We start from the raw sequence: 12,735 nt of genomic DNA, 5'->3' as shown, positions 1-12,735 counted from the left end.
GGTCGGGCCGCGCCAACATCCAGTACGGCAAGGAATGGCCGGTCTGGACGCCGCCGCCGGAGATGGTCAAGCGCAAGCCGGAACTGGTGAAATGGCAGGGCGGCCAGCCCGGCGGCCTGAGCAATCCGCTGGGCGCCCGCGCGCTTTACATCTACCAGAACGGCAAGGACACCGGTTACCGCATCCACGGCTCGCCCGAATGGTGGACCATCGGCCAGGCGATGTCGTCGGGCTGCGTGCGGCTGATCAACCAAGACATCATCGACCTCTACAACAGGGTATCGAAGAAGAACCCAGTCGTCGTCGTCTGATTTTTTCGGCGGTCAGCACGGCCGCTATTTTTTCGGGATCATGCGCCTCCTTTCTCCCGTTGCGTGATGCCGCAAGACAGGCGAAGGTGCTCTGAAAAGCTTCGCCTCGGGAGAGAACGATCATGGCCGGAACCTTTGTCATCGCGCAGGGCGGCGGCCCGACCGCCGTCATCAATCAGACGGTCGTCGGCGCCACGCTGGAGATCCGCAAGCGGCATCCCGGCGCCAAGGTGCTCGGCTCGATCCATGGCGTGCGCGGCATCCGCGACGGCAACTATGTCGACCTCTCAGCCATCCCCGAAGATCGGCTGCGGCTGATCGCCGGCACCCCGAGCGCCGCCCTTGGCTCGACCCGCGACAAGCCAGACGCGGCCTATTGCGAGGTCATCCTCAACGGCCTCAAGAAGGCCGGCGCCGATGCCTTCATCTATATCGGCGGCAACGACACTTCGGGCACCCAGCAGATCCTGACCGACGCCGCCGGCGGCGCGATGGCCTTCGTGCATGCGCCGAAAACCATCGACAACGATCTCGAGGAGAACGACCATACGCCGGGCTTCATCTCGGCGGCCGAATTCGTCGCCGGCGCTTTCCTGTCGGTCGATTTGGATTTCCGCGCGTTGCCCGGCATTTATGTCGGCATCGTCATGGGCCGGCACGCCGGCTTCCTGACTGCCGCGGCCGCCGCCTGGCAGCTCGATCCGGATAGCGGTCCGCATCTGGTCTATGTACCGGAGCGCGCCTTCTCCGCCGAGCGTTTCATCGATGATGTCCGCAAGACGCTCGACCGCCACAAGCGCTGCATCGTCGCCGTCTCGGAAGGCGTCAGCACCGCCGACGGCAAGGCGTTGGTCGAGAGCCTGGTGCCGCCGGAAAAGCTCGAGCGCGACCAGCACGGCAACGTCAAATTGTCGGGCAGCGATCTGCCGGCGGCGCTCGAACGCGCTTTGGCGGAAGGCCTGCCGGGCAAGCGGGCGCGCGTCGATGCCCTGGGCTATATGCCGCGCGGCTATGTCGGCGCGATCAGTCCCGTGGACGCCAGGGAAGCCTTCGAAGCCGGCGCGTTCGCCGTCGCCGTTGCCGAGGAGGGTGGCGGCTCGGTGGCGCTCCAATATGACGGCACCAAGACCGTGCTGAAGAAGGTGCCGCTCGAGGCGGTGGCCGGCAAGACCCGCCACATGCCGGACAATTTCATGAAGCCGGACGTCAACCAGTTGTCCGAGGCCGGCATGGCCTATCTGAAGCGGCTGGTGCCGGAAAAGTACAAGGTCGGAAAGCCGTTCGTCTGATGGGCGACCTTGTGGTGGGCGACTGGTTCGGCAAATCCGTTGTCGATGCCAGAACGACGATGCTGACCGAGCCATTCGTGCACGATTTCGTGCGCGCCAATATTTGGCATTTCAAGGGCCGGGACGCCGACCTGCTGGTCGACACCGGCATGGGCATCTGCCCGCTGGCGCCCGAGATCGACACCCCGGCCGGCAAGCCGCTGATCGTCGTCGCCACCCACATCCATCTCGACCATGTCGGCTCGCTGCACGAATTCCCGCTCAGGATGGGGCCGAAGGTCAGCGCGGCGGAGTTCGATGGCATGGATGATGCCGTCACCTACGCCAACATGTTCCACAATCTCGACGATGCGGTATCCAAATTGCCGGCGCCCGGCTGGAAGGCGGCTGACTATCGCATCCCTTCCGCACCGTTGACGCGAGTGCTCGACGAGGGCGACATCGTCGACCTCGGCGATCGGATATTCCGCGTGCTGCATCTGCCCGGACATTCGCCGGATTCGATCGCGCTGTTCGATGAGGCCGACGGCCTGTTCTTCGCCGGCGACGCCATCTATGACGGCATGCTGATCGACGACCTGCCAGATTCGGACCGCGCCGCCTATTGCCGCACCATGCAGCGGCTGCTCGACCTGCCGATACGCATCGGCCATGGCGGCCATGGCCCGAGTTTCGGCCGCGCGAGGATGGGAGAGATAGCGTCTTCCTACCTACGCCGCCGAGAGCGCTTCGTGAGCGCTCTCTGAATTAAATCTTTGTAAGGTCGCGCCAAAACCCTAATTCGGACCATTCCACGCCCTAAATGCGTGGCTGTCGATCCGGCCGACTGCCATGCATGGCGAGACGGGCAATCCCGGCCGTCGACACGCCGACGGGCGCGTCCTTGGAGAGAGCCGTCCGCGGCGCCGGATCAACTCTCGCCCGGACAGAAACGACCATGTCACCATTTAGCATTCTTCGCAGACATCGCGTCGCGGCCCTGCTGGGCGCTGCGCTGATCATCTCCCCCGTCGTTGTTTCCTTTGCGCAAAATCCCGGCAATGCCGGCCTGAGCAACGTGGTCGCGACGACACAGACGCCGGTCGCCGGCATTACCGCTCCGAACGGCTCGTTCGCGCCGGTTGTCGCCACCACCAAGCCGGCAGTCGTGACCGTGACGACCGTGATGAAAGCCCAGCCCGGCGCGACGGACGACGGCTCGCCTTTCGACGGCAATTCGCCCTTCGACCAGTATTTCCAGCAGTTCTTCGGCGACCAGGGCATCCCGATGCCCAAGACGCCGCCGCAGCAGGCGCCGCGGCAGGAGGCTTTGGGCTCCGGCTTCATCGTCGGGTCCGATGGCACCATCGTCACCAACAACCACGTCATCGACGGCGCGACCTCGATCAAGGTGACGCTCGACGACGGCACCGAGCTTCCCGCCAAGCTCGTCGGCCACGACGCAAAGAACGATCTGGCGGTGCTCAAGGTCAAGGCGAGCAAGCCGCTGCCGACCGTCAAATGGGGCGATTCCGACAAGCTGATGACCGGCGACCAGGTGCTGGCGATCGGCAATCCGTTCGGCATCGGCACCACGGTCACCGCCGGCATCGTCTCGGCGCGCGGCCGCGACCTGCACAGCGGGCCGTTCGACGATTTCATCCAGATCGACGCGCCGATCAACCACGGCAATTCCGGCGGCCCGCTTGTCGACGTGAAGGGCGATGTGGTCGGCATCAACACGGCGATCTATTCGCCCAATGGCGGCAGCGTCGGCGTCGGCTTCGCCATTCCTTCGGACCAGGCGCAAAAAGTGGTCGACAAGCTTATGAAGGGCGGTGACATCGAATACGGCTATCTTGGCGTGCAGATCCAGCCGGTCACGCAGGACGTCGCCAGCGCCATCGGCCTCGACCATCCGGGCGGCGCGCGACAGATCCTTGGGGTCCTTGATCTCCTGGCCGGCGAAGCCGGTGATGACGTCGCCGGTCTCGATGCCGGCCAGGAGATCAAGGACCCCAAGGATCTGTCGCGCGCCGTCGCCGACGTCTCGCCCGGCAGCAAGGAAACGCTGAATGTCTGGCGCAACGGCAAGGCGATGCAGATCTCGGCCGATGTCGGCCGCAATGCCGAAGACCAGAAGACCGCCTCGAACGGCGAAGGAGGCAAGCCATCGGCCGAACAGGGCCTGCGCGTGCCCTCGCTCGGCCTTGGCCTTACGGACCTCACGCCGGACATCCGGGAGCAGCTCAACCTGGCCGACAACCAGCGCGGCGCCGTGGTCGAGCGCGTCAACCCGGACAAGGCGGCCTCCGCGGCCGGCATTGAACCCGGCGATGTCATCGTCGCCGTCGACCGCACGCCGGTGAAAAACGCAAGGCAAGCGAACCAGGCGATCGCCGAGGCCGGCAAGTCCGGCAGGAAGTCGGTACTGCTGCTGGTCGATCGCGGCGACGCGCAGATATTCGTCGCCGTGCCTTTCGCCGCCGGCTGAGAACAGTTTCCAAGGAGCCTGCCGGCCTCTTCGGCAGGCTCCGCCGACAAGATTTCGGTTGCCCGCAAACGAGGTCGACTTCCGCGACGAGTTGACTGAACTGGACGATCGTCGCGACGGCTTCGATGTGGTGCTGACGCTGACGCGCGAGCAGGCCCGGCGCCCGGCCGGCGCGATCCTTTCAGATCGGAGAGAAGGACGCTCAGGCGAGGATGCGCCGAGAGTTGCCGACGCCTTTGACCCGTGGGCGGCAACGCTCCCGAATCGAGCCGGTAGGTCCAAAATGGTTAAGCGGTATCGAAAAGTGACTATTAGGGAATTCTAAAATCGAACCGAACAGTTCGTTTCTGTTGACGGTGCGTGCAGGACGGGGTGAACATCGGTGCTCGTATACACTTGGTGAGCCAAATGGCGAAGCAGTATAACTAATTGATTTTACAACAGAAAAATCGGCAATGGCGGCGATTGGTACAATATCAAGATGGGGATTCATGGGCCAGCCGAAACAACTTCGTGATTGGAATCCGGCAGCCGGCTCACCCACATCGGGGCTGTCCGAACGACGCGATTTTCACTCCCAAGACACGCCGCTAGACGGACGAAAAAACATACTGGAGTACCAAAAATGAAAAAGATTGTTCTCACTGCCGCCGCCCTTCTGGCCATTTCCGGCAGCGCCTTCGCTGGTAGCGACAACTACGGTTCCAACGCCGCCAATCAGCCGGCCGCAGCGGTCGACACTTCTCGCACGGCCTCGACCCACAGGTCGGAAGCGGCCGCTCAGAAGCCCGTCACCCAGGGCGCGGACCACAACCTCTTCGGCAACAACTAAACTGCCGAACCTGGCCATGATCCATCAGGGGCCATGGCCGACAGGAGACAGGCGGTGGGTTCACCCGCCGCGTCCCCAAGGCATGTCGCCCAAAAGTGTACCCCAGTTTTGGAAACGACATCAGGTTAAGAATTCAGGAGTATTGAAATGAAGAAGATCGTTCTTGCCGCAACGGCCGTTCTGGCCCTCTCCGGCGCAGCTTTCGCAGGCAGCGACAATTACGGCTCGGCTGGCGCCAGCCAGCAGGCCGCTGCCGTCGACACGACCCGCACTTCGTCGGTGGGCACCGACTCGCCGGTCTACAAGCTGCTGAACTCGTCGAATGACGTGCACAAGTCGGCCCCGCAGGGCAGCGACCGCAATCTGTTCGGCCGCTAACAGCCGCAAGCAGTTGACGAAAAAGAGCGGCGAAGGCAAACCTCGCCGCTCTTTCTTTAGCCGGACCGTCTCGCGCCTCTTGGCCGAAACGGCAGCACCGCGCGTCAGGCCGCCTTCGCCTCGTCGCGATGCAGCGTGAAGGAATGCCCCTCCGCGTCGAAGATGTGCAGATCCCCGGCGCCGGCATTGAGCCGCAGCGTCTCGCCGCGCTTGACCTCGACATTTCCCGGCAGTTTGGCCACCAGCGGCAGATCGGCGCGGCCGATATCGACATAGACGAGCTGAACCTCGCCGAGCTGCTCGATATAATCGACCTTGCCTTCGAACAGGTAATCCGTCCCGGTCGCGATCGCGAGATCCTCGGGCCGCACGCCGAAGCTCACCGCCGCGCCGTTCGCCGAAGCGGGCGTTGTGATCGGCACCGTCGCCTTGCGGTCGCCGACATGGCTGACCACGGTCGGATTGCCGGCCTTCTCGATCTTCGCCGGCAATATGTTCATGGCCGGCGATCCGATGAACTGCGCGACGAAGAGATTGCCCGGCCGCTTGTAGAGCTCCATCGGCGTGCCGACCTGCTCGACGACGCCTTCCTTCAGCACCACGATGCGGTCCGCCAGCGTCATCGCCTCGACCTGGTCGTGCGTGACGTAGATCATCGTCGTGTTCGGCATCGATTCTTTCAGCTTGGCGATCTCGATGCGGGTGGCGACGCGCAGTGCCGCATCGAGATTCGACAGCGGCTCGTCGAACAGGAACACCTTCGGATTGCGCACGATGGCACGGCCGATGGCGACGCGCTGGCGCTGGCCGCCCGACATCGCCTTGGGCAGGCGGTCGAGATACTTGGTGAGCTGCAGGATCTCGGCCGCCTGGCGCACGCGCTTGTCGATCTCGGCCTTGCTTTCCTTACCGATCTTCATCGAGAAGGCCATGTTGTCGTAAACGGTCATATGCGGATAGAGCGCATAGGACTGGAACACCATGGCGATGCCCCGCTTCGAAGGCGGCACGTCGTTCACAACTTCGCCGTCGATCTGGAGCACGCCGGAGGTGATTTCCTCGAGACCGGCGATCGACCTCAGCAAGGTCGACTTGCCGCAGCCCGACGGCCCGACGAACACGATGAACTCGCCCGATTTGATGTCGAGGTCGATGCCGTGGAGAATGTTGAGGTTGCCGTATGATTTCTTCACCTGGTTCAGCGTGACATCGGCCATGGTTTCCTCTCCCAGTGATTGTCTGTTCTCAACTCAGTCGATCCGCCCGAACCAGGCGCCATAGCCGCCAAGGCGGATGGGCCCGGTGCCACCTTGTCCCGAAAAGCCATGTCCCGGCAAGGGCTGCAGCGAGCCCTTGCCGAGATCGACTTCGGCCGGCTTGCTGGCGAGGTTGAAGACGCAGGCGATGCGCTCGTTGCCTTCGCGGCGCGTGAAGGCGACGGTGTCGCCATCGCTTTCGATAAAGTCGATTTCGCCCTTGCCCAGCGCCGAATGCTGGCGCCGGAAGGCGAGGAAGCGCCGGTAATGCTCGAGCAGCGAGCTCGGATCGCCCTGCTGCACATTCACGGCTTGCGCCAGATGCTTGCCGGGCACCGGCAGCCAGGGCTTGGCGGTCGAGAAGCCGCCATTCTTGACCGCCGCATCCCACACCATCGGCGTGCGGCAGCCGTCGCGGCCCTTGAATTCCGGCCAGAAACGGATGCCGTAGGGGTCTTGCAGGTCCTCGAATTTGAGTTCCGCCTCGCCGAGGCCGAGCTCTTCGCCCTGATAGATGCAGACCGAGCCGCGCAGCGACATCAACAGCGCCGAGATCACCTTGAGATAAGCGCTCGGGTCCGCTTCGTTGGCGGCCCAGCGCGAGGCCACGCGCATCACGTCATGATTGGAGAACGCCCAGCAGGACCAGCCGTCCCTGGCGACCCGGCCGAAGGCCTCCAGCACCGCCCGCACCTTGGCGGCGCTGATCTTTTCCGGTGCCAGGAAGTCGAAGGAATAGCACATGTGAACGCGCTTGCCGTCGGCGGTGTAGGCGGCCACCACTTCCAGCCCGCGCTGCGAATCGCCGACCTCGCCGACGGCGGCTTGCGCCGGATATTCGTCGAGCAGCGCGCGGAAGCGCTCAAGGAAACCGAGATTCTCCGGCCGGCTCTTGTCGTAGATATGGTCCTGGTAATTGTAGGGGTTCACGGCCGGCGCCGTCTGGTCGTTGCGCTCTTCCGGCGGCAGCGGCGGGTTGTCCTCCAGCCCCAGGCTGTGGAAGTAGAAATTGATGGTGTCGAGCCGAAAGCCGTCGACGCCGCGCTCCAGCCAGAAGCGGGTGATGTTGAGCAGCGCGTCCTGAACCTCGGCGTTGTGGAAGTTGAGATCGGGCTGCTCGGCCAGGAAATTATGCATGTAATATTGCTGGCGGCTTGTATCCCATTGCCAGGCCGAGCCGCCGAAGATCGACAGCCAATTGTTGGGCGGCGTGCCGTCGGGCTTGGCGTCCGCCCACACATACCAGTCGGCTTTCGGATTGGTCCGGCTGGAGCGGCTTTCCTTGAACCAGGGGTGGATGTCGGCGGTGTGCGACAGCACCTCGTCGATCATCACCTTGAGGCCCAGCCGATGGGCTTCCGCCACCAGCGCGTCGAAGTCGGCCAGCGTGCCGAACATCGGATCGACGTCGCAATAGTCCGACACGTCGTAGCCGAAATCCTTCATCGGCGATTTGAAGAAGGGCGAGATCCAGATGGCGTCGACGCCGAGCGAGGCGATGTAGGGCAGCCGCCGGACAATGCCTTGCAGGTCGCCGATGCCGTCGCCGTTCGAGTCCTGATAAGAGCGCGGATAGATCTGGTAGATCACCGCGCCCCGCCACCAGTCGCGGTCTACGGCGGGGTCCGGTCTCGAACTCGTCTTCAAAGCCGATTGCATTGTCTCAACCTCCTTTCACCGAGCCGGCAAGCAGCCCGCGGACGAAATAGCGCTGCAGTGAGAAGAACACGATCAGCGGCACGATGATGGTGATGAAGGCCGATGTCGTGAGGATTTCCCAATTGCCGCCTCTCGAGCCGAGCAGCGCGTTGAGTTGCGCCGTCAGCACGATCTGGTCGGGCGCCGTGCCGAGGAAAACCATCGCCACCAACAGATCGTTCCACACCCACAGGAATTGAAAGATGGCGAAGGAGGCAAGCACCGGGAAGGACAGTGGCAGCACGATCTTGACAAAGATCTCGAAATCGCTGGCGCCGTCGATCCGTGCCGATTCCATGATCTCGCGCGGCAGGCCGGCGATATAGCTTCTGAGCAGGTAGATGGCGAAGGGCAGGCCGAAGCCGGTATGCGCCAGCCAGATGCCGAGATAGGTTTTCGACGGCACGCCGAAGAAGGTCCCGACGCCATTGTAGAGCTTGAGCAGCGGGATCAGCGACATCTGCAGCGGCACCACCAGCAGGCCGATGATCACCGCAATCAGCAGCGCCCGTCCGGGAAAGCGCATCCAGGCCAACGCATAGGCGGCGAAGGCGGCGATCAGAATCGGGATCACTGTCGCCGGAATGGTCACGGTCAGCGAGTTCATGAAGGAGCGGCCGATGCCTTGCGACAGAAGCACGTTCTCGTAGTTTTCCGTGGTGAATTTCGGCGGCGCCGAGGATGCATAGTAGACGCGCTGGCCGCGATCGCCTTCGAAGGCCTTCGGCGAAGACAGCACGAAGGTGCCGTCGGCGTTGACCTGCAGCGACACCCCATCGCCGAGATCGGCAGCCGTGCCGGCCTTGTATTGTGTCGGCGCCGCCGCCTTGGTGCCGAAGGCGCTGATCGCACGCTTGGCGCCGTCGCCGAAGACGTTGCCTTCGATGACGTATTTGCCGTCCTTCTGGGTTTGTGCGGACGCAGCCGGCAGACGCCCAGCCTCGGTCTGGCTGGAGCTTGAGAAGGAGTTCCACCAACCCGACGCGATGATCTGGTCCTTGTCGCGCAGCGACGACACGAGGATGCCGAGTGTCGGGATGGTCCAGATGACGACGAAGACCAGCACGGCGAGATGAACGCCGAATCGGCCGACGAAGGACTTTCCGCGGGTCGCAGCCATCTCAGTGTCCTCCCGTCTCTTTGTTGGCCTGGCGAATGTTCCAGACCATGATCGGGATGACCGCGATCATGATGATGATGGCGATCGTGGCACCGCGGCCGAAATCGCCGCCGCCGCGGAACATCCAGTCGAACATCAGATTGGCGAGCACCTGGCTGTTCCATTGGCCGTTGGTCATGGTCAGCACGATGTCGAACACTTTCAGCACCAGGATGGTGATGGTGGTCCAGACAACTGCGATCGTCCCCCAGATCTGCGGCACCATGATCTTCCAGAAGATCTGGAACGGGTTGGCGCCGTCGATCACGGCCGCCTCCAGCGTCTCTTCCGGAATCCCGCGCAAGGCCGACGACAGGATCACCATGGCGAACCCCGTCTGGATCCAGATCAGGATCACCATCAGGAAGAAATTGTTCCAGAACGGCAGCGATATCCAGACCTGCGGCTGGCCGCCGAAATACTGGATGATGGCGTTGAGCAGGCCGATCTGCACCTGGCCCTCGCCGCGATACTCGTAGATGAATTTCCAGATCACGCTGGCGCCGACGAAAGAAATCGCCAGCGGCAGGAAGATAAGGCTCTTGGCGATCGTCCCCCACCAGATCTTGTCGGTGAGCACGGCGATGATCAGGCCGAGGAAGGTGCAGGCCGCCGGCACCACCGCCAGCCATAGGATGTTGTTGAAGATCGAGTTGCGGAAATCCTGGTCGCTGAACGCCCATTGGTAGTTGGCGAGGCCGACGAAATGCTCGCCGCCACGGTCGAGAAAAGAGAGCCGCAGCGTCTCGATCACTGGATAGATCAGATAGATGGTCAGGATGATCATCGCCGGCCCGACGAACAGCCATGGCCGCACCAGCCCTTGCCGGCGCAGATTGTCGACGGCGGCGCTGCCGGAGACGCCGCGCGACGGAAAGATGAGATCGAGCAGCTTGTTGGCGCCCCAGAAATACGCGACACAGCCGCCGACGCCGATGATGATGACGAATATGGCCGAGAAAATCTGAGCCGCCATGGGTCCCTCTCCCTGGGCATGACCGGCCGGCCAAGGCTGGCAGCCGCATGCGCCGACTTTGAGTTATTCGGAACGCGAAGGCTTCCGGCGTGCGTTGCCGGTCGGACCCGGGCCGTAGCCCGGATCCAGTAGGAGGATGAGGAAAGTCTCGGGTCGCGCGCGGCGGCCTCTCTGCTTACTTGATGGCATCCCAGCTCTTCTGGATATCGGCGGCGACGTCCTGGGCGGACTTGCCGCCGACCAGGTCGATCATGCCGGTCCAGAAGGAGCCTGCGCCGACCTTGCCGGGCATCAGGTCCGAGCCGTCGAAACGCACCGTGGTGGCCCCGACCAGGATCTCGCCCTGCTTCTTCAGCGCGTCGCTGCCATAGGCGTCCTTGTTGGCTCCTTTGAAGGGCGTGACGAAGCTCTTCTGCGCCATCCACAATTCATGCGCGAGCGGCATCTCGAGGAACTTGATGAACTCACGCGAAGCCTTGGAATCCTTGGTGATCATCACCAGCGTTCCGGCCACTTCCAGCGGCGTGCCCAGTTCCGGCTTCGAGGCATAGGGCGGGTAGGGGAAGAAGTCCGCATCCTGGCCGAGCTTCACATTCTCCGGGAAGAACGAAGGAATGAACGATGCCTGATGGTGCATGTAGCACTTCGGCGGCACCGTAAAGAGGCCCTTCGGGCTGTCGCGGAAGTCGGTTGCGGCGACTGCCTTGGCACCGCCGTCGACCATCTTATCGTCGGTTGCGATCTTGCCGAAGATGTCGAGGGCGTTGACCACGGCCGGATCGGTGAAGGGAATCTCGTTCTTCACCCATTTGTCGTAGACTTCCGGCGGCTGGGTGCGCAGCATGATGTCCTCGACCCAGTCGGTCGCCGGCCAGCCGGTGGCGCCGCCCGAACCCAGGCCGATGCACCAGGGCTTGCCGCCGTCGGCAATGATCTTCTTTTCGAGATCGGCCAGTTCCTCCTGAGTCTTCGGAACTTTGTAGCCTGCCTCCTCGAAATTATCTGGCGAGTACCAGACCAGACCTTTCACGTCGATCTTGTAGGGAAAGGCATAGAAGCCCGGCTTGCCGTCCTTGCCCGTATAGGTGCCGAGCTTGGCCCAGGAGTCGCCGGCGGCATAATTTTCCTTGATCCAGGCGGCGACGTCGTCGCCCAGCGGGGTCAGCACACCCTTGGAAGCGAGATCCTGGATCAGTCCCGGCTGTGGCAGGATGGCGATGTTGGGCGGGCTGCCGGCCTGTGTGTCGATGACGATCTGCTGCTCATAATTCTCGGACGAGGAGTATTTGACCTCCGCTCCCGTCGCCTCGGAGAAATAGTCGAGCACCGAACGCACGAGCGTCTCGTCCTCGCCGCGCCACGGACCGAAGATGGTCAGCGTTTCGCCCTTGAGGTCGACCTTTTTGAGATCGTCGTAATTCGCCCAATGAAACTTCGAATCCTCGCCCGGCTTGAATTTCAGTTCGGCATGTGCCGGCAGGCCAAGGGTGAGCGCAGCGAACGCAGCACCCAAGAGAAGCATTTTCTTCATGGCAGTCCTCCCAGTGTTGAGACAGTTCGGACGAAACCTCCATCTCGTCCGCCGACGCCCACGGAACTGTGACTCAGCGAGAAGGCAACCGCAACCTTTCGAAGAGTCTTCCAAAGCGCTTTGGCTAAATCTGATCTCGCCATTGAATCATGCGGAAGTCAAGAGGTCGGCCGTGCTAATCGATTTAAACCCGCTTGCGAGTGAAGGAAAAAGTGCAATGCAGCAAGTTTTTTTGGCGCTGCAGCAGCAATTTCGGCTTCAAACTGCCTGTGGCGGCCCCTAAGGTCATGACGTTCCGACGACGGTGCCAGCGATCCTCGGATCGATTCAAATTGAAAGCGCTTTGAGGCTGGAGGCCTCGATGAACCTCAAGCAACTCTCGCACATGCTGTCGCTTTCGCAAACCACGGTAAGCCGGGCGCTGAACGGCTACCCGGAGGTCAGCGAGGAGACGCGGCGTCGCGTGATGGATGCCGCTAAGCGCCACGGCTACCGGCCGAACCCCAGCGCGAGGCGGCTGGCCACCGGCAAATCGGGAATGATCGGCTATGTGCTGCCGACCGGCAACGCCGTCGACATCGATCCGCATTTCGTCGAGTTTCTTTCGGGTCTCGGCGACTATGCCCGCTCGCACGAGCTCGATCTGGTGCTCTCGCCGGCCGACGCCGACGACCAGGAGACGACCTATCGGCGCATCGTCGCCAACCGGCAGGTCGACGCCGTCTACATTTCCTCGCCACGCCCGGCCGACCGGCGGCTGGCGCTGGTCAACACGCTGGGCATCCCCTTCATCATCCATGGCCGCAGCGAGGGCTTTGAGTTCGACTATCCC

At 62.8% G+C, this 12,735-nt stretch carries 13 protein-coding genes; 8 read left to right on the top strand and 5 right to left on the bottom strand.

Annotated features, from left to right (window positions below; translation table 11 throughout):
- The 7 genes from EOA60_RS04020 to EOA60_RS03990 all read left to right on the top strand — a co-directional run.
- Positions 1 to 311: L,D-transpeptidase (locus EOA60_RS04020; RefSeq protein WP_164899180.1), on the top strand; the 311-nt coding region annotated here is incomplete at its 5' end.
- A gap of 122 nt (positions 312 to 433) precedes the next feature.
- Entirely contained in the window at positions 434 to 1,600 is a 1,167-nt protein-coding gene (locus EOA60_RS04015) for a diphosphate--fructose-6-phosphate 1-phosphotransferase (protein WP_095824379.1), read from the top strand.
- Positions 1,600 to 2,346 carry an MBL fold metallo-hydrolase gene (locus EOA60_RS04010; RefSeq protein ID WP_164748334.1) on the top strand — a complete coding sequence of 249 codons (747 nt, stop codon included), beginning with the start codon at positions 1,600 to 1,602 and terminating at the stop codon, positions 2,344 to 2,346. The genes EOA60_RS04015 and EOA60_RS04010 overlap by 1 nt, the downstream gene beginning before the upstream one ends.
- Before the next feature lie 191 nt (positions 2,347 to 2,537).
- Positions 2,538 to 4,073: a DegQ family serine endoprotease gene (locus EOA60_RS04005; protein WP_128311080.1), complete on the top strand. Its 1,536-nt coding sequence runs from the start codon at positions 2,538 to 2,540 to the stop codon at positions 4,071 to 4,073.
- Between the two features lie 58 nt (positions 4,074 to 4,131).
- Positions 4,132 to 4,398 (top strand): hypothetical protein, encoded by a 267-nt coding sequence (locus EOA60_RS38730; RefSeq protein ID WP_245502521.1) that lies wholly within the window; start codon positions 4,132 to 4,134, stop codon positions 4,396 to 4,398.
- Positions 4,399 to 4,698: 300 nt separating this feature from the next.
- Entirely contained in the window at positions 4,699 to 4,905 is a 207-nt protein-coding gene (locus tag EOA60_RS03995; protein ID WP_066996029.1) for a DUF680 domain-containing protein, read from the top strand.
- A gap of 147 nt (positions 4,906 to 5,052) precedes the next feature.
- Positions 5,053 to 5,283, top strand: a complete 231-nt coding sequence (locus EOA60_RS03990; protein WP_095824377.1) for a DUF680 domain-containing protein — start codon at positions 5,053 to 5,055, stop codon at positions 5,281 to 5,283.
- A gap of 104 nt (positions 5,284 to 5,387) precedes the next feature.
- Here the strand turns inward: EOA60_RS03990 and ugpC are convergent, their stop codons facing one another.
- The 5 genes from ugpC to EOA60_RS03965 all read right to left on the bottom strand — a co-directional run bounded on the left by ugpC (position 5,388) and on the right by EOA60_RS03965 (position 11,903).
- Positions 5,388 to 6,500 carry a sn-glycerol-3-phosphate ABC transporter ATP-binding protein UgpC gene (gene ugpC / locus EOA60_RS03985; protein ID WP_066996021.1) on the bottom strand — a complete coding sequence of 371 codons (1,113 nt, stop codon included), beginning with the start codon at positions 6,498 to 6,500 and terminating at the stop codon, positions 5,388 to 5,390.
- Positions 6,501 to 6,533: 33 nt separating this feature from the next.
- Positions 6,534 to 8,198 carry an alpha-glucosidase family protein gene (locus tag EOA60_RS03980; protein ID WP_095824376.1) on the bottom strand — a complete coding sequence of 555 codons (1,665 nt, stop codon included), beginning with the start codon at positions 8,196 to 8,198 and terminating at the stop codon, positions 6,534 to 6,536.
- Between the two features lie 4 nt (positions 8,199 to 8,202).
- Positions 8,203 to 9,357 (bottom strand): carbohydrate ABC transporter permease, encoded by a 1,155-nt coding sequence (locus EOA60_RS03975; RefSeq protein WP_066996015.1) that lies wholly within the window; start codon positions 9,355 to 9,357, stop codon positions 8,203 to 8,205.
- A 1-nt stretch (position 9,358) separates the two neighbouring features.
- Complete coding sequence (locus EOA60_RS03970; protein ID WP_066996012.1) at positions 9,359 to 10,372, bottom strand: sugar ABC transporter permease; 1,014 nt, start codon at positions 10,370 to 10,372, stop codon at positions 9,359 to 9,361.
- Between the two features lie 175 nt (positions 10,373 to 10,547).
- Entirely contained in the window at positions 10,548 to 11,903 is a 1,356-nt protein-coding gene (locus EOA60_RS03965; RefSeq protein ID WP_066996009.1) for an ABC transporter substrate-binding protein, read from the bottom strand.
- Between the two features lie 361 nt (positions 11,904 to 12,264).
- On the opposite strand from EOA60_RS03965, the gene EOA60_RS03960 reads away from it, so the two are divergent.
- Positions 12,265 to 12,735 (top strand): LacI family DNA-binding transcriptional regulator (locus EOA60_RS03960; RefSeq protein WP_164899179.1); only part of this gene is annotated, 471 nt, incomplete at its 3' end.

Source organism: Mesorhizobium sp. M1A.F.Ca.IN.020.06.1.1 (assembly GCF_004023265.1).
Lineage (GTDB): Bacteria > Pseudomonadota > Alphaproteobacteria > Rhizobiales > Rhizobiaceae > Mesorhizobium.
The sequence above is the reverse complement of the archived record's forward strand: the minus strand, read 5'-3'. Positions and strand labels throughout refer to the sequence as shown.